Source organism: Clostridium amazonense, assembly GCF_056431285.1.
Genome location: NZ_JBWKMH010000031.1, coordinates 215401 through 237785 on the forward strand (window position 1 = coordinate 215401; position 22385 = coordinate 237785).

The 22385-nt window shown below is 26.8% G+C and carries 21 protein-coding genes; all 21 read left to right on the top strand.

Going from position 1 to position 22385, the window contains the following annotated elements:
• Positions 1–421 precede the first annotated feature (421 nt).
• Complete coding sequence (locus tag AC07E4_RS13300; protein WP_430830051.1) at positions 422–598, top strand: carbon storage regulator; 177 nt, start codon at positions 422–424, stop codon at positions 596–598.
• 295 nt (positions 599–893) lie between these two features.
• On the top strand, positions 894–1259 hold the full coding sequence (locus AC07E4_RS13305) for a four helix bundle protein (protein ID WP_478216641.1): 366 nt from the start codon (positions 894–896) through the stop codon (positions 1257–1259).
• Between the two features lie 223 nt (positions 1260–1482).
• Positions 1483–3201 (top strand): flagellin N-terminal helical domain-containing protein, encoded by a 1719-nt coding sequence (locus AC07E4_RS13310; RefSeq protein ID WP_478216642.1) that lies wholly within the window; start codon positions 1483–1485, stop codon positions 3199–3201.
• Between the two features lie 370 nt (positions 3202–3571).
• Entirely contained in the window at positions 3572–4276 is a 705-nt protein-coding gene (locus AC07E4_RS13315) for an NTP transferase domain-containing protein (protein WP_478216643.1), read from the top strand.
• The gene (locus AC07E4_RS13320; protein WP_478216644.1) at positions 4254–5144 is read left to right on the top strand and encodes a phosphotransferase; all 891 of its coding nucleotides are present in this window, start codon (positions 4254–4256) and stop codon (positions 5142–5144) included. Before AC07E4_RS13315 ends, AC07E4_RS13320 begins: the two co-directional genes overlap by 23 nt.
• Before the next feature lie 14 nt (positions 5145–5158).
• Positions 5159–7165 (top strand): sulfatase-like hydrolase/transferase, encoded by a 2007-nt coding sequence (locus AC07E4_RS13325; protein WP_478216645.1) that lies wholly within the window; start codon positions 5159–5161, stop codon positions 7163–7165.
• Between the two features lie 316 nt (positions 7166–7481).
• Positions 7482–8618 (top strand): DUF2920 family protein, encoded by a 1137-nt coding sequence (locus AC07E4_RS13330; RefSeq protein ID WP_478216646.1) that lies wholly within the window; start codon positions 7482–7484, stop codon positions 8616–8618.
• Between the two features lie 76 nt (positions 8619–8694).
• Positions 8695–9909, top strand: coding sequence for a flagellin lysine-N-methylase (gene fliB, locus AC07E4_RS13335; RefSeq protein ID WP_478216647.1), 1215 nt, complete (start codon positions 8695–8697; stop codon positions 9907–9909).
• Between the two features lie 141 nt (positions 9910–10050).
• Positions 10051–10866 (top strand): flagellin N-terminal helical domain-containing protein, encoded by an 816-nt coding sequence (locus AC07E4_RS13340; RefSeq protein ID WP_478216648.1) that lies wholly within the window; start codon positions 10051–10053, stop codon positions 10864–10866.
• 215 nt (positions 10867–11081) lie between these two features.
• Positions 11082–11897 (top strand): flagellin N-terminal helical domain-containing protein, encoded by an 816-nt coding sequence (locus AC07E4_RS13345; protein WP_478216649.1) that lies wholly within the window; start codon positions 11082–11084, stop codon positions 11895–11897.
• 228 nt (positions 11898–12125) lie between these two features.
• Complete coding sequence (locus AC07E4_RS13350; protein WP_478216650.1) at positions 12126–13853, top strand: motility associated factor glycosyltransferase family protein; 1728 nt, start codon at positions 12126–12128, stop codon at positions 13851–13853.
• Positions 13854–13858: 5 nt separating this feature from the next.
• A complete protein-coding gene (locus AC07E4_RS13355) occupies positions 13859–14203 on the top strand; it encodes a DUF8042 domain-containing protein (protein ID WP_478216651.1) in 345 nt (114 codons plus the stop codon).
• A 10-nt stretch (positions 14204–14213) separates the two neighbouring features.
• Positions 14214–15287 carry a nucleotidyltransferase family protein gene (locus tag AC07E4_RS13360; protein ID WP_478216652.1) on the top strand — a complete coding sequence of 358 codons (1074 nt, stop codon included), beginning with the start codon at positions 14214–14216 and terminating at the stop codon, positions 15285–15287.
• Positions 15287–16000: an acylneuraminate cytidylyltransferase family protein gene (locus AC07E4_RS13365; RefSeq protein WP_478216653.1), complete on the top strand. Its 714-nt coding sequence runs from the start codon at positions 15287–15289 to the stop codon at positions 15998–16000. The genes AC07E4_RS13360 and AC07E4_RS13365 overlap by 1 nt, the downstream gene beginning before the upstream one ends.
• Complete coding sequence (locus tag AC07E4_RS13370) at positions 15993–16667, top strand: class I SAM-dependent methyltransferase (RefSeq protein ID WP_478216654.1); 675 nt, start codon at positions 15993–15995, stop codon at positions 16665–16667. The genes AC07E4_RS13365 and AC07E4_RS13370 overlap by 8 nt, the downstream gene beginning before the upstream one ends.
• Before the next feature lie 10 nt (positions 16668–16677).
• On the top strand, positions 16678–17382 hold the full coding sequence (locus AC07E4_RS13375; RefSeq protein ID WP_478216655.1) for a class I SAM-dependent methyltransferase: 705 nt from the start codon (positions 16678–16680) through the stop codon (positions 17380–17382).
• 12 nt (positions 17383–17394) lie between these two features.
• Positions 17395–18402 (top strand): N-acetylneuraminate synthase, encoded by a 1008-nt coding sequence (gene neuB, locus AC07E4_RS13380; protein WP_478216656.1) that lies wholly within the window; start codon positions 17395–17397, stop codon positions 18400–18402.
• Between the two features lie 8 nt (positions 18403–18410).
• On the top strand, positions 18411–19571 hold the full coding sequence (gene neuC, locus AC07E4_RS13385) for a UDP-N-acetylglucosamine 2-epimerase (protein WP_478216657.1): 1161 nt from the start codon (positions 18411–18413) through the stop codon (positions 19569–19571).
• Between the two features lie 2 nt (positions 19572–19573).
• On the top strand, positions 19574–20491 hold the full coding sequence (locus AC07E4_RS13390) for a methionyl-tRNA formyltransferase (protein ID WP_478216658.1): 918 nt from the start codon (positions 19574–19576) through the stop codon (positions 20489–20491).
• 11 nt (positions 20492–20502) lie between these two features.
• The gene (locus tag AC07E4_RS13395) at positions 20503–21168 is read left to right on the top strand and encodes a PIG-L deacetylase family protein (RefSeq protein WP_478216659.1); all 666 of its coding nucleotides are present in this window, start codon (positions 20503–20505) and stop codon (positions 21166–21168) included.
• A 37-nt stretch (positions 21169–21205) separates the two neighbouring features.
• The gene (locus tag AC07E4_RS13400; protein ID WP_478216660.1) at positions 21206–22381 is read left to right on the top strand and encodes an N-acetyl sugar amidotransferase; all 1176 of its coding nucleotides are present in this window, start codon (positions 21206–21208) and stop codon (positions 22379–22381) included.
• Positions 22382–22385 lie beyond the last annotated feature (4 nt).

Here is a 22385-nt window from a genome sequence, read left to right on the forward strand (position 1 = left end):
AATAAAAAAATAGTATGAATTTTACCTATATATATTTGTAGAAAAAACTTTATCAAATGGCATTGAATTAGATTAATTTACCATATATAATATTATTTAGAAAGTATAGAAAGAGATTTTAACGTCTTGAGAATTTTTATAAAAAAAGTTATAAAAAAGGTGTAAAGTATATAATTGTTAATACGATAAAATAAATATAACTCAGGAAGAGTTCTTCGGTTTACTGAATCTTTCAGGATGAAAGAGAAGGGGGAGGCCCTTTAAAAGGGCTTTCTGTAAATTACATTTTAAATTAACTAAATATGAAAATACTCAGGATGAGCAAATTATACCTTAAAACATCCAGCAGGAAGCTGGAAACACTAGGGTTTGTTTGCTCATTGTTTATTTTAAAATGCGAATTTATGAGGGGGATTTATAAGTGCTAGTATTAGGACGTAAACCAGGAGAATATGTGGTAATTGATGACAAAATAAAGGTAGCAGTAATCAAAAGCGAGGATGGTCATTTAAGACTTGCAATTGATGCACCAAAAGAAATAAAAATCAAAAGGGGCGAACTATACGAAGAAGAACAAAGACTACTAAAGCAAATGTAAACAAACATTTAATTTAGTACAAGCCTTAAAAACTAAATACCAAGACGTTCAGGAAGAGCGGTTTTCTTTAAGAATCAGCAGGATGCTGTAGATTAAAGAAAACCGCTCTTTTTTATTTATAAAAATCCCCTCTCAGCCCAGAAAAAAGCTGAGAACCAAAAACAAAACAACCGAATAAATTAACTCAGCAATGTCCAACATCAAGATGGAAGACATTGAAAATTGAAAATGGAGAATTGAAAATGATCAATTCAAAAATCAATTCAACACAACTGATTAATTTAGGAGGTTAAAAATGAAGCAAAACTTAATCTACGAAAAAACATTTAACTTTGCAATACAAATAGTAAATCTATACAAACACCTAGCAACTCAGAAAAAAGAATTTGTATTATCAAAACAACTTCTTCGCTCCGGAACAAGCATAGGTGCAAATGTAAATGAAGGAATAGTAACACAAAGCAAAAAAGACTTTTTATCTAAAATGAACATAGCGCTAAAAGAAGCAGCTGAAACAGAGTATTGGATAAATTTATTAATTGCTACTGAATATATAACAGAAAGTGAAGTTAAATTAATTTTAAATTCCTGCAGGGAAATAAATAGAATCCTGCGGAAAATAGTTAAAACAACTAAAGCCCAATTGGAAATTGATAATTAGAAACAATTTTGCTAAATGAAGACTCCTACGGAGTTGAAAAAGAAAGTTAATTTAAAGTTTATTCTGCTTATGCAGAAAAACTTCCTTCATTGCTAATTGTTAATCGTTAATTGTTAATTTTCGAAGAAGTAATTTAATTCGAATTTAAAAATCAAAATGATTTTTAAAATAAACAATGTGAAAAAGGATGTTCACATTTTCAAATTCAAGGAGGTATTTTAAAATGATAATTAATCACAATATGAACGCATTAAATGCTCACAGAAACATGGCAACTAATGTTTCACAATCAGGAAAATCAATGGAGAAACTTTCTTCAGGATTAAGAATAAATAGAGCTGGAGATGATGCTGCAGGACTAGCTATATCAGAAAAAATGAGAGGTCAAATCAGAGGATTAGATCAAGCTTCTAGGAATGCTCAAGATGGTATATCTTTAATTCAAACAGCAGAAGGTGCATTAAATGAAACTCACTCAATTCTTCAAAGAATGAGAGAATTAGCAACTCAAGCTGCTAATGAAACTAATGCAGGAAAAGATACAGAACAAATACAAAATGAAATAAACCAATTAACTTCAGAAATAAATAGAATAGGTAACACTACTGAATTTAACACTAAAAAGATGTTAGATGGTGGTTCAGCAGCTGCTGCTGAGAAAAATTTAGGATCTGCAAATACAGAGGTAGCAAAAGCAACATATGCAGTAACAGGTACAGATTTAGGAACATTATCATCATCAAACAAAGTTACTATAGTAACAGGAACAAGTGATAATATTAAATTCTCAATAGGGGGAACAGAGAAGGAAATTACATTATCTGCAAAAGAATATGATGGAACAACTGGTAAAACAGTAGAAGATTTAGTTACAGATATAAATACTAAGATAGCAGCTGATACAGATTTAAAAGATAAAGTTAAAGCGGAAGTAAAAGAAGGAAAACTAGTATTTACTTCAACAGAAAAAGATTTTGAAGTGAAGGCAGGAACAAAGGATGCATTATCAGCTTTAAAAGTTACAGCAGCAAAAGGAGCTGAAGTAAAATCTGAAGATTCAGCAACAGCAACAGCAGGATTCTCTGCAACATTACAAATAGGTGCTAATAAAGGTCAATCAATGACAATAGCAATTACAGATATGAGATCAGAGGCACTAAAAATTTCCCAAAAAACTGATGGAACAACAACAGAATCTGCAAAAGTAACATATGCAGTAACAGGTACAGATTTAGGAACATTATCATCATCAAACAAAGTTACTATAGTAACAGGAACAAGTGATAATATTAAATTCTCAATAGGGGGAACAGAGAAGGAAATTACATTATCTGCAAAAGAATATGATGGAACAACTGGTAAAACAGTAGAAGATTTAGTTACAGATATAAATACTAAGATAGCAGCTGATACAGATTTAAAAGATAAAGTTAAAGCGGAAGTAAAAGAAGGAAAACTAGTATTTACTTCAACAGAAAAAGATTTTGAAGTGAAGGCAGGAACAAAGGATGCATTATCAGCTTTAAAAGTTACAGCAGCAAAAGGAGCTGAAGTAAAATCTGAAGATTCAATAACAACAGCAGGATTTACAAAAAATGCAGCAGTTACAAATGGAACAGATGAAAATGTTACAGAATGCGCTTTAGATGTATCTACACATGCAAGTGCTACAGCAGCTATAGAGATTTATGATAATGCTATAAATACAGTATCAACACAAAGAGCTAAACTTGGTGCTTACCAAAATAGATTAGAGCATACTATAAATAACTTAGGAGCATCTTCAGAAAACTTAACAGCAGCAGAATCAAGAATTAGAGATGTTGATATGGCTAAAGAAATGATGACATTCTCTAAAAATAATATTCTTCAACAAGCTGCTCAAGCAATGCTTGCACAAGCTAACCAACAACCACAAGGAGTTCTTCAATTATTAAGATAATTAAAGAATCTTTAAATAAACAAAAAGAAGTCAAGGACAACCCTTGGCTTCTTTTTTGCTATAAATAGATTATTTTGAAGAAATGTTAATTTCAAAGTATTTTATAGCCAATATCAATTTTCAATGAGGTTAAATTATAAAGTTCTGAATTTAAAACTCTATATTAAGATGAAAGTAGAATCATACTAAAGATAAATGACTGTCACTAAATTGTTACAAAAAAGGTTGTATAAAATTTACAATAATTATTTAGTTTAATTAAGTTTGTGCTTTGTTATTAATTCAATCTTAGAATTAAACAAATTTGTAAATGACACGATAAATAATAAGTTGATTTTAAATATGGAGATGTATTAAAGGGAGGTCAGGGATGAACGCTATAATTTTAGCCGCAGGAAGAGGAATACGAATGGGGGATGTAACTGATAATGTACCTAAACCATTGGTTAGGGTAGATGGGAAACCAATAATTGAAAGACAAATTGAATGTTTACATGAAAAAGGAATTAAAAACATTATTGTCATTGTTGGTTATTTGAAAGAAAAATTTTATTATTTAAAAGAAAAATATGGAGTTGAATTTGTTGAAAATAATAGATTCGGTGAATTTAACAATATATATAGTATGTATTTAGCTAAGAATTACTTAGAAGATTCATATGTACTTGAGGGAGATGTATTTATAAATAATAATTTTATAAATGAAAACATAAGTGAATCTAAGTATTTCTCAGTTTGCAAGGAAAAGTTTTTAAATGAATGGGTTATAATAACTGACAAGCAAGATAACGTAATAGGTGTTGATGTTAGAGATGGCAGTTGTGAACATATACTATCTGGTATTTGTTATTTATCTAAAAATGATGGATTGCTTGTCGGAAAGTTAATAGAAGAAAAAATTAGAAGTGGAAATTTTGAAGATTTATATTGGGATAATGTTGTAGTTGATAATTTACAAAGTTTAAAATTTAAAATTGAAAGATTAAAAGTAGATGATTGCTTTGAAATAGATACTTTCAATGAATTAAAAGAAGTTGAAAAATATTTAATTAATGTACAAAAGACTAATGAATAATAGTGAAATAGAAAAATTATTAAAACAATTAATTCCTAATGTAAATTCAAATTATGATATAGAGTGTCAGGGTGGAGGGTTAACAAATAACAATTACAAAGTAAGTATCAACAATGATTGTTATGTATTGAGAACAATAAAGAAAAGTTCTGAGAAAATGATTAATAGATTAGATGAATGTAAGAACAATAAAATAGCTGAAAAACTAGGTATAGATAGAAGTTATTTTATTATTAGAGAAGATGGCACAAAGTTAAGTAAGTTCTTAGGTGATGGAACAACATTAAGAGATGTTGATTTTAAAGAAGAAAAAATTTTAATAAAATTATGTAAAGAGCTTAGAAAATTACATAATTCAGGTGAAAAATTTGAAAATAAATTTAGCCCTTTAGAGATAATAATTAAATATGAAAATATTTTAAAAGCAAGTAATTGGGTGTTTTACAAAGATTACTTAGAAGTAAGGAAAAATATTATTAAATTACTAGATACACTATCTAATATAGGGGTAAATGAAGTACCATGTCATAATGATTTAGTGCCAGAAAATTGTATTATACATGATGAAGAAATATCATTAATTGATTGGGAATACAGCGGTATGAATGATTTTATGTGGGATTTAGCATCATTTTCTATAGAATGTCAATTTAGTGAAGAAGAGGACTTAAAGTTATTGAATACTTATTTTTATGGTGATATACCAAGTGAATATAAAATAAAATTAGATATTTATAAAGTATTACAAGATTTTATATGGAGTATATGGGGAAATATAAAAGTTATTGAAGGGGAAGAATTTTCAGAATATGCATTTCGAAGATATGATAGATGTAAACATGGTATAAAAAATATGAAGATAAACTAAATAGGAGAATTAAAATGTTTGAGGTTGAGAAATTAGCAAAAAAAAATGTAAAAAAAAATATAGAAGAAGGCAATATAGAGCAAGCAAGAATAGATTTAGGGGAATATGAAAAAATAAACCCTAAAGATATGGAAGTTCATTGCATGAAATCGATAATAGAATTTTTAAGTGGAAATTATAATAGAGCAGAAGAAATTTTAACAAGTATATATAACAAGTATGAATTCAATTTTGATATAAATTATAATTTAGGTGTTATTAATGTATATCAAAATGATTATAAAGCTGCTATAAAATATTTAATTAAAGCACTTTTTATAGATTCTAGCAAAAGTGATATAGTACAAGAAATGATTTACAACATACCTGCAGAATGTTTAAGTGAAGAAGACCTTGAAATTCAAAAAGAAAAAATGTTAATATATTTTTCAAATTATAAGAAAGCTTTTCCTAAAATAAATAAAATTGAATCATATATAGGAAAAGAAATAAAATTTGATGAAAAATCTTATTATTGTGGAATGTATGACTATTATTTTCCAGAAAGAGATGGAATATTATTTGAATATGAAAATAATGCTCTAGATTTATTAAAAACAGAAATACTTCCAGGTGAAAAAAGCAAAATGATAAGTTTTAAGTCGGAGAACAAATCGATATTACCTATAATGAAATTAAGGCCAAAAGATGTAATTTTGTCAATAAATGATGAGGAATTTAATTTAAACACAAATTTGATAAATAGATATTATTTTTATCCATTAGAAGCAGATGATGTTATTAAAATAGAGAGTGATGACGAATTTATTGTTGGAAATTTAATAAATAAAAAAATAGATAAAAGTAAACCAAAATTAATTTTAAATATATTTATAGATGGATTATCACAAAAGTTTTTAAGAGAGAATGATATTAAAAAATGCATGCCAAACACATATAGTTTTTTTAAAGAAGGAACTATTTGTAATAATACATATGTAAGTGGAGAATGGACATATGTGAGCATGGCAAGTTTTTTTACGGGGAAATATACTAAGAATCATAGAGTATTCCATCCAAAATATGATTGTGAAAATATATTTGAAGAAGAATTATATACAGAAATTTTAAATAAAAATGGATACTTTTGTTCAAAAATAGATGGTGATTGGAGAAGTTCACCAGGGTATGGATATATAAAAGGAATGGATAGAGTTTTGTATCAACCTTCAGTAAGAGGAATGCATTGTGATGATGTGATCATGGAAAGTATAGAGCATCTTGAAGCATTTAAAAATCAAAATAACTTTTTGTGGATATGTATACCAGATCTTCATGATATTTCTGATGAATTAGAAACTAGAATTAGTACACAGGTTAAAAATCATATTAAAGATAGACAATTTCTAAGAAGAAGTGAAACTAGTGTTAGAAAGTCTTATGATGAAGGGAAAATAAATAGATATAGAGTTCAAGCAAAGAGAATAGATACATATTTGGGAATGTTATATAGTTATTTAAAAGAAAATTATAACGATAATGAATTTATAATTAGTTTATTTGCTGATCATGGACAAGGATATTTGGTGGGTAGTGGTAATTTTTTAGATAATGGTAGAACAAATACAGCAATGATGTTTAGAGGTAGAAATATACCTAAGGGGCAATGTGATGAGCTAGTGCAGGGATTAGATTTATTTCCTATTATATTTAAATCTATAGGATTAAGTGATGTTGATATAAAAGATGGAAATTTACCTATGTATTTTGATGGACAATGCAATCGTGAATATACAATAACGGAAAGTGTTTTTCCAGAAAGTCCATATAGAATAGCAATAAATGATTTAGAACATAAGTTCTTTTTTGAGACAGTAGAATTGTGTACTGATGATGGTAGAGTTAAAATGCAAAACTTTAAAATTAAACTTATAAATAAAACAACGGATAAAGATGAAACAAGTATTTATAAAGATAAAATTGAAAAATATATAAATGTATGTATTGAACATATTAAAGAATTTATAATAATTGAAGATTAAAGTTTAATTAGTAGATATATTATTTTATTTTTTAAGTTAATAGCATTGGGGCTAGATTAAATAGAATATGCCTTAAAATGAATAATATTTTTAAAGTAATATAATACAATGTAAAATGGAATCATAATGAGTTAATACTATTAAATGGTGTTTAAATCATTATGATTTTTTTTATAAAAATGTTATTAGCACAAAAGTAGTAGGTTAATACAAATGGGTGTAAAAATAAAGAATATTAAGTTATTGTTTATTTTTACGATAAATAAAAAATATATTAGTAAAAATGAAGTGTTAATTATTAAATTAGGGGGCAGTAATGGCAAAAGAATACAAGATTGAAATAGATGGTTTACAGAGTATTTATTTAAATTGTGGAAGTGATATATATAATAGAAAAATAGATACTTATTTTTGTATACCTGAAAATGGTGTTAATGAAGAAACAGGATTATTTACATATATATGTGGATTTGGAGGAGAATCAAATTCAAATGTTTGCAAAAAAATGAGAAAAGAGTTTGCTGATAAACATAATTTAGTCACTATTCAATGCGATTGTTTTGGATATGAATTTATGCAAAGTTCAGATAATGTATATTTACCAGATTTAAATAAGTATACAGATTTAAATGAGAATGATAAAAACGCTATATATGAAAATGGGAATTTTAATTTAGATAAATTTTTAAATATATGTTTAGAAAAAAATATAGAAGTAAGTTTAGATGCAGATTTGTCTTTAGAAAATTTAAGCAATTTTAACGATATGGGAATGATGCAAGCTTTAGATAACATAGTTGCAGTGCTAAATGTGATGAATATTTTATATAATAATGATTTTAAATTTAATGCAAAAAAAAATATTTTATATGGAAATTCACATGGTGCCTATTTAGCATATCTTATGAATAGATTAGCACCAAACTTGTTTTCACTTATAATAGATAACTCAGCATGGGTATATCCTAATTATTTAAGGCAAAATATCATTAGAAAGTTATCTTTAAACTTAAATTCAAATAGAAGGGTTTGGTTGAATTTTGACTATTTAGCTAAATATATAATTAAAGATAGGCAATTTGGAGATTTAGAATATTTATATAGAGATATTAAAAATTCATGCAATATAATTTGTTATCATGGTATTTCAGATGAATTAATTAGTAGCGAAGAAAAAAGAGCGTTTTGCAAAAAAATACCAAAATGCAAATATAATGAGATTAGCGAAAAAGAAATTGATGGAAAAATCATAAAAAGTACTAGTCATGGATTAGATGCAAACTTTATAGAATTATTTAATAGTACTATGGAAAATTTAGATTTTTCTTTTGAAAAATCACTAAATTTTGACTTACCATCTGAAGTTGAAATAATAACAGATATGTACAATTATTATATTGATTATAAAATGGTAATGCCAAAAGTTTATATTAAAAATAGAAATTTCACTTAGGGTATTTAAATTTATATACTCTAAAGCATAAAGGGTTAGATAAAAATATAATTTTAAAGTAAAAGTGAGGATAATTATGTATAAAAAAACTATGTTAGTGCCAAGTTATATGAAAAACTTTAATTGTATAGGTAAAGATTGTACAGATAGTTGTTGTGGTTTATGGAATATAAATATTGACAAAAAAAGTTATCAACATTATAAAAAATGCAAAGATAAAGATTTTAAATTAAGGCTAGAAAATGGAATAAAAAGAAATAGAAAAAATTCATGTGATGAAAACTATGCAAAAATAATTTTAGATAAAGATACAAATAGATGTTCATTTTTAAATGAAAATAAACTATGTGATATATATATAAATATGGGACAAGAATATATGTGTGATACATGTACAATATATCCAAGAGTTTATAGTGAAGTTAATGGAGTTATAGAAAAATCACTAAGTGTATCCTGTCCAGAAGCAACTAGATTAGTGTTAGATAATGAAGAAAAAATGAGCTTTGAGGAAGTGTTATATGATGGCTCTAGATATATAAGTCAAATTAGTATAAATACGAACAAAGAGAAGTTTACATATTACATAGAAAAATATTTTTGGGATTTAAGAGTTATAGCTATAGATATAATTCAAAATAGGGATTATTCAATAGATGAAAGAATCATCATATTAGGAATGTTATGTGATGAAGTTAATAATTTCATTAAAGAAGGCAAGGGAAATGAAATTAAAAGTGTAATTGAAAAGTATGAAAAAAGGCTTTTAAAAGGTGATTATAAGGAAATATTAAAAGATATACCTTTTAATATAGGTTTAAAAATAAAATTGATATTGGAAATACAAGATATAAAGTTTAGTAAAGGTGTAAATAAAAATTATTTTGATATTGTAAATAAAACATTAAAAATGCTTTATAATGAAGATGAGATAGAAGAAAAATATTTTAAAGCAAAAGATAATTATGATAAATCATTAGAAAATAAATATAGTTATATGATGGAAAATTATCTTGTAAATCATTTATTTAAAAACACATTTCCATTAAGAGATAGAAAAGATATATTTGAAGAATATATTTTATTATGTATATATTATTCAATTATAAAATTTAATTTAATAGGATTATCATTGGAAAAAGAGCTAAATAAAGAAGAAATATTAGAGTTTATTCAACAATTTTCTAAGAGCATTGAACATGATCCAGATTATATAAATAAAGTATATATGGAACTTAAAAATGTTAATTTTAATAAATTGAAATACATGATTCTTTTAATAAAAAATTAAATAATTAAATAATGTATAAAGTTATATAAGAATAAACGATATATATAATTAGTATTATCAATATTTTTATAATTTGATAATATAAAATAAATTAAATTAAAAGTACATGGATGTACTTGAAAAATCAGGGAGGAACATAATATGATAATTAATCACAATATGAATGCGATGAACGCACACAGAAACATGGGAATGAATACAAACCAAGCAGGAAAATCTATGGAGAAACTTTCTTCAGGATTAAGAATTAATAGAGCTGGAGACGACGCTGCAGGTCTTGCAATCTCAGAAAAAATGAGAGGACAAATTAGAGGTCTTGATCAAGCTTCAAGAAACTCTCAAGATGGTATATCTTTAATTCAAACTGCAGAGGGTGCATTAAATGAAACACACTCAATTCTTCAAAGAATGAGAGAATTATCAGTTCAATCTTCAAATGATACAAACACAGATGAAGATAGAGCAAGACTTCAAGATGAGGTTGTAGCATTAACAGCTGAAATCGATAGAATTGGAGATACAACTGAGTTCAATACTCAAAAATTACTTCAAGGATCTTATTCAGCAGGTAAGAAACTACAAATAGGTGCTAATGCTGGACAAACAATAACTATAAACATAGGAAGCATGAAAACTTCAGCTTTAGGAGTAAGTGGATTATCAATAAGTGCACAATCTTCAGCAGAAGCAGCAATAACTACAGTAGATGCAGCAATAACAAAAGTATCTACTCAAAGATCTAAGCTTGGAGCTGTTCAAAACAGATTAGAGCACACAATAAACAACTTAAATACATCAAGTGAGAACTTAACAGCAGCAGAATCAAGAATAAGAGATGTTGATATGGCTAAAGAGATGATGAACTTCTCTAAAAATAACATACTTCAACAAGCTGCTCAATCAATGCTTGCACAAGCAAATCAACAACCACAAGGTGTTCTTCAATTATTAAGATAATTAAAGGGAATATAGAAGTCGAGGATAATCCTTGGCTTCTTTTTTATAATTAGAAAATTGATCTAATATATAAGAAAATAAATATGTAATTTAAAAATATAAAGATTAAAATGAAAAATAAATATAAAGTTTTTTATTTTAAATCGATTATTATATTATAAATTAAATTATTCGTAAGTACATGGATGTACTTAGAAAATCAGGGAGGAATAAATATGATAATTAATCACAATATGAATGCAATGAATGCCCACAGAAATATGGGAATGAACACAAGCCAAGCAGGAAAATCTATGGAGAAACTTTCTTCAGGATTAAGAATTAACAGAGCTGGAGATGACGCAGCTGGTCTTGCTATCTCAGAAAAAATGAGAGGACAAATAAGAGGACTTGACCAAGCATCAAGAAACTCTCAAGATGGTATATCTTTAATTCAAACTGCAGAGGGTGCATTAAATGAAACACACTCAATTCTACAAAGAATGAGAGAATTATCAGTTCAATCTTCAAATGATACAAATACAGATGAAGATAGATTAAGACTTCAAGATGAGGTTGCAGCATTAACAGCTGAAATCGATAGAATTGGAGATACAACTGAGTTCAATACTCAAAAATTACTTCAAGGATCATATAATTCAGGAAAGAAATTACAAATAGGTGCTAATGCTGGACAAACAATAACTATATCTATTGGAAGTATGAAAACTTCAGCTTTAGGAGTAAGTGGATTATCAATAAGTGCACAATCTTCAGCAGAAGCAGCAATAACTACAGTAGATGCAGCAATAACAAAAGTATCTACTCAAAGATCTAAGCTTGGAGCTGTTCAAAACAGATTAGAGCACACAATAAACAACTTAAACACATCAAGTGAAAACTTAACAGCAGCAGAATCAAGAATAAGAGACGTTGATATGGCTAAAGAGATGATGAATTTCTCTAAAAATAACATACTTCAACAAGCTGCTCAATCAATGCTTGCACAAGCAAATCAACAACCACAAGGTGTTTTACAATTATTAAGATAATAAATAACAAAAAAATATGTTACTAAACAGAAAAGCTAGGGAGAAAATTCTTAGCTTTTTTCAATATAATTTTAAATTAACTGTAAAGTACCTTCATATTGAAAAGAATAAATTACCATAAAAAAATTAAAAAAATTAAAAGAATTAGTTTAAAAATTTAGTATAATTAAGTAAAGTAGAAACATAAAATGTCGAATTTTGTTTAATTATGTATAAGGAGAAGTTATTGTGTGTAATTTTAATATTGAAAAAAGCAAAGATGGATATGACTTAATAAGAGTTAATATAGATGGAAAGTGGATTTATATAGGAAGTAAATATAATCAAAAAAGGGAAATAGATAGATTTATAAAATCTTTTGGAATTATAACTTTAGATGATATTTATGTAATTATAGGATTAAGCTGCGGAGAGCACATAAGAGAACTTTTAAAGGAAACAGAAGGAAATGAAAATAAAATTTTAATATTTGAGCCTAATAAAGAATGGTTATTATATGCTTTAGAAAATCATGTGATAGATGATTTAATAAACATAGATAGAGTGCAATTAACAGGCGAAACTGAAGATATTAAAGTTTTCTTTAAGCATTTTGTTGGAGCACTTAATGTTGATAGAATAAAATTTTCTGCTTATGCAAATTACAATAAATTATATTTGGAAGAATGTAAAAATCTAATGGAACATTTTAGAAATCTAAAGGTTGATAAAATATTAAATAGAAATACAAATATTGATTTTGCTGAAACATGGTTTAATACATTAATTGATAATTTAAATGTAATTTCGAAATCAACACCTTTAAATTATTTGCAAAATAAATATAAAAATGTACCAGCTGTTATAGTATCAGCAGGACCTTCATTAGAAAAAAACATAGATCAGTTAAAAGGGGTTGAAAATGCACTTATTTTAAGTGGTGGAAGAACATTAAAGCCATTAATGGATAGAAAAATAAAAGTAGATGGTTTAGTAGTTATAGATCCAGCGAAAGAAAGTTATGACTTAGTAGATGGTTATATAGATAAGGTTGAATGTCCATTATTTTTTTATGATGGAACAAATAGTGATGTAGTAAATAAACATAAAGGATCAAAAATTTTAACTCAAGGAAACAATATGGTAGATAGAGTTTTTAATATGGAGATAGAAGGAATGAATTTTGCAGGGTCAGTAGCCCATTCATCTACATTATTAGCAGCAAAGCTAGGATGTAATCCAATTATATTTATAGGTCAGGATTTAGCTTATACAAATGATAAGGGGTATGCTGAAATAGCTAATAGAGAACATTCTGAGGAGTTTAAATCTGAGCTTGACACATATATATATGATATTTATGGAAAAAAAGTAAGGACAAGTTTAGCATTAAATGCGTTTAAAGTAGATTTTGAAGAGTTAATAGAGTTATTACCAAATAATAGATTTATAGATGCGACAGAGGGTGGAGCATATATAAAAGGTACTGAAATTAAGACATTAAAGGAAACTTTAGATGAAATAACTAATGAGAAGGTAACCCCAATCAAAACATTTATAAAAGAATTTGATGTTATAGATAATATAATTACTGAATTGGAAACCAGTCTTAAAATCATAAGAAATGCAAGTGAAAAGTGTAATGATGGTTTGAAAATGATAGGTAAGCTTAATAAAGCTGTGGAAAAAAATAGTAACAAAGAAATAGAAGAGTTAAATTTAAAATTAGATAAAATAGATGAAAATTTAAAGGCTGATATTAATAATTTAGACATTTTAGAAAGTTTATTAGTAGGTAAAGTTTATGAAATAGAGCAAGATTCTAAATTTTTAATTTTAAAAGAAGATAGTCAAAGTGAAATAAATAAAAAAATCATAGGAAAAAGTATTGAAATTTATAAGGAATTAGAAGTTAAATTGAAAAAAGCTGAGAGTAAGATATCAGAGTATATAAAAAATAACAGAAAAAGAGGATAAATATTATGAATAATAAAATAGAAACTTTAATTATGGCAGATGAATATGTCTATAATTTGAAGAATGGAATAAGTGTAATAGTAGAAAAATTTGAAAATGATGATACAAATGAGGGATATAAATTAATAGAGGTTATGTGCGAAGGAATAGAATGGCTAGTGAAAAGTATAGAACTTACTAAAGATATTCATAAAGTTAATATAAGTATAGATGGCATAATAGACACTCTAAAAGAAGTATTAGAAGCTATAGAAAATCAAGACAATATGCTTATTGCAGACAAACTTAATTATGAATTATTGCCAGTTTTAGAAGATGTACAAAAAAAGATAAAACTAACAATAAAATAAGAGGGATAGTATGGGTAAATGTATAGATAAACTTAGCATCAATTATAGAATGTCTATTTATGAAGCTTTAAAAGCTATTGATGAAGCACAAAAGGGAATCGTATATGTATTAGATGATGAGAAAAAACTAGTTGGAACTATAACAGATGGAGATATAAGACGGGCATTAATAAAAGGAAAAGATTTAAATGAAGATGTTAAAGATATAATGAATAAAGAGCCAGTTAGAGTTCTTTGTAGTTCTAGCTATGTGGAAAGAAAACAGGTAATGATACAAAAGGCTATAAGAGAATTGCCAATAGTAGATGAAGAAAATGTTCTTATAGATACTGTATCTTTGAATGAATTAATTATTCCTAGAGGCAAAGAAAATTTAGTTATAATAATGGCTGGTGGACTTGGAACAAGACTAAAGGAATTAACTAAAGAGATACCTAAGCCAATGTTGAATTTAGGAAATAAACCAATTATGGAGCATATTATAGAAAATTTTAAAATGTATGGATTTAATAGATTCTTAATTTCAGTTAATTATAAATATGAAATTATAGAGAATTATTTCCAAGATGGATATTCACATGGATGCAGAATAGATTATTTAAAGGAAGAAAAAAGACTTGGCACTGCTGGAGCAATAAGTTTAGCTAAAAATTATATTAATGATGATTTTTTTGTTGTAAATGGAGATGTTTATTCAACAGCTAATTTTTCAAAAATATTAGATTATCATAAAAATAATGAGAATGATATAACAATTATCTCTGTTAAAAAAACTATTAGTATTGCATATGGAGTTATTGAAAGTAATTGTGATAATTCAGTTACTGAGATAAAAGAAAAACCAAGTTATGATTTTGTAATAAGTGGAGGTATGTATTGCTTAAGCCCAAGGATACTGAAATATATACCAGATGATAAATATTTTGAGATTACAGAGTTAATTGATATATGTATAAAAAATAATATGAAGGTTAAGCATTATTTAATTGATGATTATTGGATGGATATAGGAAGAATAGAAGATTACAATCAAATAAATTCTGATATATATAATTTGGCATGTGAAAATGAGGTGACAGGCTAATGATAAATAAACAAGAGATATTGGCTATAATACCTGCAAGAGGTGGGTCGAAGGGGTTGCCAGGAAAAAATATAAAATTGCTAAATGAAAAGCCATTAATAGCACATACAATATTAGAGGCTAAAAACAGTAGGTATATAAATAGAATTATTGTATCAACAGATGATAATACAATTGCTGAAATAGCCAATCAGTGGGGAGCGGAAGTGCCATTTATGAGGTGTGCTAATTTAGCTACAGATGAGAGCAAAAGCAATGATGTAATATTGGATGTTTTAAAGTGGTTGAAAGAAAATGATAACTACATACCAGATTATATTATGTTATTACAATGTACATCACCATTAAGAGAAAGTAAGCATATAGATGAAGCTATAGATTTACTTTTTGAAAATAGTGCTGATGCTATTGTCAGTGTTAAAGAATGTGAAGAAAATCCTTATTGGATGAAAATTTTAGTAGATAATAAAATAAAAAGTTTTATTAATAGCAATAATGCTATTTTACGAAGACAAGAATTACCTAATATATATAGTTTAAATGGTGCTATATATATGACAAAAACACAATTTTTCTTAGAACATAAGGATTGGTATGGAGATAATACTATTGCTTATATTATGGATAAAGAATCATCTATAGATGTTGACGATATATTAGATTTTAAATTAGCAGAATTAATATTAAACTTAAGAGGTGGAGAAAATGAATAATATAGAAATGAACAAGAACACATATGAAGATAAATATTCTAAGGGGTATGGAATACAATATCCAGAGTCTCATATAATAAGAATTTATGAGCATTACATAAAGGATATTATAGGGGAAAAATCTAATTTACTAGATTACGGATGTGGAAATGGAACTCATGACATATACTTCATGGAGAAAGGAATAAATGTATGTGGAGTGGATATTTCAGAAAAAGCAATAGAAATATGCAATAAGAGAATCGAAGATGGTAAATTTTACTTAATAGATAAGGATAATGATTTATTAAAGGATATATTTAATGAAAAATTTGATATTATATTTGCAAATCAAGTTCTTTACTATCTTTCAGACGAAGAATTACAAAAAAAACTATATGAGATGAATGATGTATTAAATGAAAATGGAATAGTTATTTTTACTATGATGTCTAGTGAAAATTATTATTTTAAGCATGCTAAAAAATTAAATGATAATAGTGGGTTATATGAGGTTAATCTTAATGGGAGATTAAATGAAACTACATATATTAATTTTGTAAAAGGTGCTGATGATTTAAAAGAAAAATTTTCTATGTTTAATCCATTATATATAGGAAAATATGATTTCGACATGAAGGAAGGTTCTTCAGAGCATTATTTTTACATAGGAAAAAAGTTAGGTTAAGGGTGATTATATGAAAGTAGTAAGAACTCATGATGAATTTTATCTAAAGGAAAATAGGAAGCATAACACAAAGGAATATTTTAAGTTTATATATAACAAATCTAAAGAATATATTGATGAAGTTAAAAAGCCAAGGATATTAGATATAGGATGTGCAACTGGTGATTTTTTATATTTTTTATCTAATAATATATCTAACTGTGAATTAACAGGAATGGATGTAATGGATGAGTTGCTAGCTAAGGCTAAAGATGAAGTTAAGGAATGTAATTTCATAAAATCTAATATATATACTGGGGAAAATTTACCTTCTAAAAAATTTGATTATATATATATGAGTGGTGTTCATTCTATATTTGATGACTATAAACCGTGGATAGATAATTTATTAAAATTAAAAAGTGATACTGGAAGAATATATGTTTTTGGCATATTTAATCCAGAAAAAATAGATGTAATTATAAAAAGTAGAGGATATGAAGAAAATGGACCATGGCAAACAGGTTGGAATCTATTCTCAAAATATGGAATTGAAGAATATTTAAATAGCAAGGGATTTAAGTGTAGTTTTACAGAATTTAAAATCGGAATTGATATAGATAAAAATGAAAATGATCCATTAAGAAGTTGGACATTTAAAGATGAATTTGGAGATAGACAAGTTATAAATGGATTGCAGCTATTACACAAATTTTACTTAATGGAGATAATCTAAAAGGAGAATTTTATGGGACAAGTTTTTTTAATTGCAGAAATTGGAGTTAATCATAATGGCAGCATGGAAATTGCCAAACAAATGATAGATGAAGCTGTAAAGGCTGGAGTAGATGCTGTTAAGTTTCAATCATTTAAAAGTGAAAAGTTAGTAACAAAAGATGCACCAAAAGCCAATTATCAAATGAAAAACACAGGTGGAGGAAGTCAATTTGATATGTTAAAGAAATTAGAATTAACATTAGAAAATCATATTGAGTTAAAAAAATATTGTGATGAAAAAAATATTTTATTTATGTCTACCCCTTTTGACTTTGAAAGCGTTGATTTATTGGAAAAAATTGGTGTTGATATATATAAAGTTAGTTCAGGAGAGTTGACTAATATACCATTATTAAAATATATTGCAAAATTAGGTAAAAAAATGATAGTTTCTACGGGAATGGCAAATTTAGAAGAAGTAGAAGCAGCTATAAATGCAATAAAAAGTTGTGGCAATGATGACATTATATTATTACAATGTACATCAAGTTATCCGACAAACTATGAAGATGTAAACTTAAATTCAATGATAACAATGAAAGAATTATTTGATTTACCAGTTGGCTATTCAGATCACACTGTAGGCATTGAGGTATCTATAGCAGCTGTATCAATGGGGGCCAAAGTTATAGAGAAACATTTTACGCTAGATAAAAATATGGATGGACCAGATCATATAGCTTCGTTAGACACTAGTGAATTAAAATTATTAGTTAAATGCATAAGAAATGTAGAAAAATCACTAGGAAGTAAAATAAAAAAATGCAATGCTAATGAAGAAAACACTAAGTTAGTTGTTAGAAAAAGTATAGTTGCAAAAGAAAACATACAAAAAGGTGAAGAAATAGGATATTCTAATATAGACTTTAAGAGGCCAGGAAATGGAATAAGCCCTGCTGATATAGAAATGGTTCTAGGGAAAAAAGCAATATCTAATATTGAAAAGGATAAAATTATTACATTTAATGATTTAGAGTAGGTGAGAATATGAGAAAAGTGTTAGTTGTTACTGGAACAAGAGCAGAATATGGCTTATTATATTGGACTATGAAGAGAATTCAGGAAGATAAGGATTTAGAACTTCAGCTAATTGTAACAGGAAATCACTTAGTTCCAGAGTATGGATTAACGTTAGATGAAATAAAAAATGATGGATTCAAGATAGATGAAGAAATAGATATGCTTATTAGCTCAAAAAATAAAAGTTCTATATTAAAGTCTATGGGTATTGAAATGATACAGATATCTCAAAGCATTGATAGATTAAAGCCAGATATTATGCTTATATTAGGTGATAGATATGAAACATTTATAGCAGCAACATGTGCTATGATGATGAATATTCCAATAGCACATATGAATGGTGGAGAATCCACAGAGGGCCTAGTTGATGAACAAATAAGACATGCGATAACAAAAATGGCACATATTCATTTTACAGGAGCTGAGTTATATAAGAAAAGAATAATAAAAATGGGTGAAGAAAATTGGCGTGTATATAATACAGGTCAAGCAGCTGTAGAAAACATAAAAAGTGTAAAATTTTTATCAAAGAAAGAATTAGAAAAACAATTAAATATTAAATTTGATAGAAAAACATTTTTAATAACATATCATCCAGTAACTTTAGAATCGAATGACACAAACTATCAAATTGAACAATTATTAGAAGCTCTACAAGGATATGATGCAAATATGATATTTACCTATCCTAATGCTGATTTTGGAAGTAAAGATATCATTGATAAGATAAATAAATTTATAGATAAAAATGCTAATGCACATATGGTATATTCCTTAGGAAAAGTTAAGTATTTAAGTTTATTAAAAGAGGCTGATGTTGTTATAGGAAATTCATCAAGTGGAATAATAGAGGCGCCAATATTTAAAAGGGCAGTTGTAAATATTGGAAGTAGACAAAAAGGAAGATTAAGAAATAAAAATATAATAGATACTGAGTATAAAAGTTCAGATATAGTACATGCCATCAATAAAGCATTATATGATGAAAAATTTAGAGAAGACATTGAAAATATAGAAAATGTTTATGGTGATGGAAATACAAGTTATGAAATAGTTGGCGTACTAAAATCTATAAATTTAGATAAAAAGTTAATTTCTAAAAAACTTAACTATGAAGAGGAGTAATAATGAAGGTTATTGTTATAGGGTCATTACAAAATGGAAAAGATATATCGAATTATCTAGAAAAAAGCAGAAATACAGAATTGTTACGAGTTTATACACTAATAGATGAATTAGGGATTAAAACTTCAGATTTTATTTATTTTGATAATGAAATATTTAAAGATAAGTTAAAAAAAGTGGATAATATAAATAATTACGCAGATGAAATATGTAGCTTAAAGCCGGATATAATTTTTGTTGTAGGTTGGTCACAAATTATAGATAAAAAAATAATAGATGCAGCTAGGATAGGTGTAATTGGATTTCATCCTAGTAAATTACCAATGGATAGAGGTGGAAGTGTATTAGCATGGCAAATATCGGAGGGATATAAAGCGGGTTGCGTATCCATGTTTTGGATTGATGAAGGAATGGACTCAGGAGATATTATAGGTCAAAAAAATTTTGATATAGAGAATACTGATACTATAAGAAATGTGCTTAATAAAGTATATAAGTTATGTGTGGAACTTACAAAAACCTATTATCCATTAATTGTTAAGGGGAATCTCATTAGAATAAAGCAAGATAATAATTTAGCAACATATAGAAGAAGAAGAAATAGAGAAGATGGAATTATAGACTGGAATGATAATTCTAGAAATATTTATAATTTAATTAGGGCAATAACCATACCATATCCAGGAGCTACAACTTCATATAAAGGAAAAGAAATTACTATTTTAGAAGCGGATGTATATGATGAGTTTATATACAATGAAGTGGAGAATGGAACGATTGTTTCAATTAATTATAATGATGGAATGGTTGTTAGATGTAAAGATGGGACATTGATGATAAAGAAACTAATAATAAATAATGAGGAAGTACTAGCACATAACACTCAAAAGTATTTTCAAATTGGTGAAAAATTAATGTAAGGAGAATTTTTATGAGGATACTTGTCATATCAGTCCATCCAGACGATGAAACATTAGGTTGTGGTGGAACATTATTAAAGCATAGAGAAAATAATGATGAAATTAATTGGCTTATTATGACTAAAGCTACAAAAGAACTTGGATTTAGTGAAAATTTTTTAAGTAATAGAAGAGATGAAATTGAAAAGGTAAAAAAATGTTATGGAATAAAAAATATTTATAAATTAGATTTCTTAACAACTAAATTGCATAATGTAGATTTTAGTGAGTTGATAGAATCAATATCAAAAGTGATTTTAGATACTAAACCAGAAATAATATATATGAATAATAGAACAGATATACACACAGATCATCAAGTTGCAGCAAAGGCAATAATGAGTGCAACAAAGAGTTTTAGATATCCATTTATAAAAAAAATTTTGATGTATGAGTGTATATCAGAAACAGAAATAGCGCCACCATTAATAGAGAATATGTTTATACCTAATGTATTTTCAGATATTACTAATTATATTGATAAAAAGATAGATATAATGAAAATTTATGAATCAGAAGTTCAAGATAATCCATTACCAAGAAGTATAGATAATATAAAATCATTATCAAGATATAGAGGTGCTTCAAGTGGGTGTAATTATGCAGAAGCATTTATGCTTTTAAGAGAAATTTTTTAAACATAAGATTAAATGTATTAGTTAAGGAGAATTTTATATGAATAGAATTAGATATTGCAAAAATTGCTTTATGCCAACATCAAAACCAGGATTGAAAATAGATGAAAAAGGAATTTGTCAAGCTTGTAGACACTCTGAGTTAAAGAAAAATATAGATTATAAAGAGAGATTTAAAGAGCTTGAGAAGCTTTGCGATAAATATAGAAAAAATGATGGAAGTTATGATTGTATTATAGCAGTTAGTGGTGGAAAAGATAGTCATTATCAAACATATATAATGAAAGAAGTATTAAAAATGAATCCACTTTTAGTATCTGTAAGTGATCCTTTTAAGATGACAAAAGTAGGAGGAGAGAATTTCCAGAATATAAGCGAGAGCTTTAGTTGTGATTGTATTAAAGTAAATCAAAGTAGAGAAGTGCTAAGAAAAATGACAAAAATAGCATTTGAAGAATTTGGTTCACCAACTTGGGCTATTGATAGAGGAATATATGTAGCTCCTATTAAAATGGCTATAAATATGGGGATTAAACTAGTTGTTTATGGAGAAAATGTTAGTTATGAATATGGTGGAGTTTTAGAAGATAAAGAGCATTATAGTGCAAAAGAACAAATTAATAATGATGTAGCTAAAAAGATAGATTTTGATTTTTGGTTTGAAAAAGGTATAAAAAAAGAAGAAATAAATATGTTAGTATATCCTACTAAAGAAGAAGTTGAAAGGGCTGAATTGGAACCAATATATTTAAGTTACTTTGTTAAATGGGATGGATATAAAAATTATCAAATTGCAAAGAAGTATGGATTTAAATCCTTAGGAACAGAATGGAAAAGAGAAGGATTTATTGAAGATTATGATCAAATAGATTCATATGGTTATTTGGTTCATCCATGGCTTAAATATCCTAAATTTGCTTTTTCACGTCCTACTGATGTAGTTGGATATTGGATAAGAGGTGGAAAAATATCTAAACGAGAAGGATTAGAACTTCTAAGAAAACATGAAAATCAAATGGTAGATCAATATGCATTAAAAGACTTTTTAGATTTTACAGGGTATTCATATAAAGAGTTTTGGAGCATAGTTGATAAGTTTTGGAATAGAGATTTCTTTGAGAAAATAGATGGTATATGGAAAAGAAAAGTTAAAAATCCATGGGAAGAAGAGTATATTCTTGAATCATTAGATGAAGAAGCAATAACTAATTTATAAAGAA

Coding starts and splice junctions, on each gene's coding strand:
- AC07E4_RS13305 (WP_478216641.1), top strand. CDS start 894: ATGAAGCAAAACTTAATCTACGAAAAAACATTTAACTTTGCAATACAA.
- AC07E4_RS13310 (WP_478216642.1), top strand. CDS start 1,483: ATGATAATTAATCACAATATGAACGCATTAAATGCTCACAGAAACATG.
- AC07E4_RS13315 (WP_478216643.1), top strand. CDS start 3,572: ATGAACGCTATAATTTTAGCCGCAGGAAGAGGAATACGAATGGGGGAT.
- AC07E4_RS13320 (WP_478216644.1), top strand. CDS start 4,254: ATGTACAAAAGACTAATGAATAATAGTGAAATAGAAAAATTATTAAAA.
- AC07E4_RS13325 (WP_478216645.1), top strand. CDS start 5,159: ATGTTTGAGGTTGAGAAATTAGCAAAAAAAAATGTAAAAAAAAATATA.
- AC07E4_RS13330 (WP_478216646.1), top strand. CDS start 7,482: ATGGCAAAAGAATACAAGATTGAAATAGATGGTTTACAGAGTATTTAT.
- fliB (WP_478216647.1), top strand. CDS start 8,695: ATGTATAAAAAAACTATGTTAGTGCCAAGTTATATGAAAAACTTTAAT.
- AC07E4_RS13340 (WP_478216648.1), top strand. CDS start 10,051: ATGATAATTAATCACAATATGAATGCGATGAACGCACACAGAAACATG.
- AC07E4_RS13345 (WP_478216649.1), top strand. CDS start 11,082: ATGATAATTAATCACAATATGAATGCAATGAATGCCCACAGAAATATG.
- AC07E4_RS13355 (WP_478216651.1), top strand. CDS start 13,859: ATGAATAATAAAATAGAAACTTTAATTATGGCAGATGAATATGTCTAT.
- AC07E4_RS13360 (WP_478216652.1), top strand. CDS start 14,214: ATGGGTAAATGTATAGATAAACTTAGCATCAATTATAGAATGTCTATT.
- AC07E4_RS13365 (WP_478216653.1), top strand. CDS start 15,287: ATGATAAATAAACAAGAGATATTGGCTATAATACCTGCAAGAGGTGGG.
- AC07E4_RS13370 (WP_478216654.1), top strand. CDS start 15,993: ATGAATAATATAGAAATGAACAAGAACACATATGAAGATAAATATTCT.
- AC07E4_RS13375 (WP_478216655.1), top strand. CDS start 16,678: ATGAAAGTAGTAAGAACTCATGATGAATTTTATCTAAAGGAAAATAGG.
- neuB (WP_478216656.1), top strand. CDS start 17,395: ATGGGACAAGTTTTTTTAATTGCAGAAATTGGAGTTAATCATAATGGC.
- neuC (WP_478216657.1), top strand. CDS start 18,411: ATGAGAAAAGTGTTAGTTGTTACTGGAACAAGAGCAGAATATGGCTTA.
- AC07E4_RS13390 (WP_478216658.1), top strand. CDS start 19,574: ATGAAGGTTATTGTTATAGGGTCATTACAAAATGGAAAAGATATATCG.
- AC07E4_RS13395 (WP_478216659.1), top strand. CDS start 20,503: ATGAGGATACTTGTCATATCAGTCCATCCAGACGATGAAACATTAGGT.
- AC07E4_RS13400 (WP_478216660.1), top strand. CDS start 21,206: ATGAATAGAATTAGATATTGCAAAAATTGCTTTATGCCAACATCAAAA.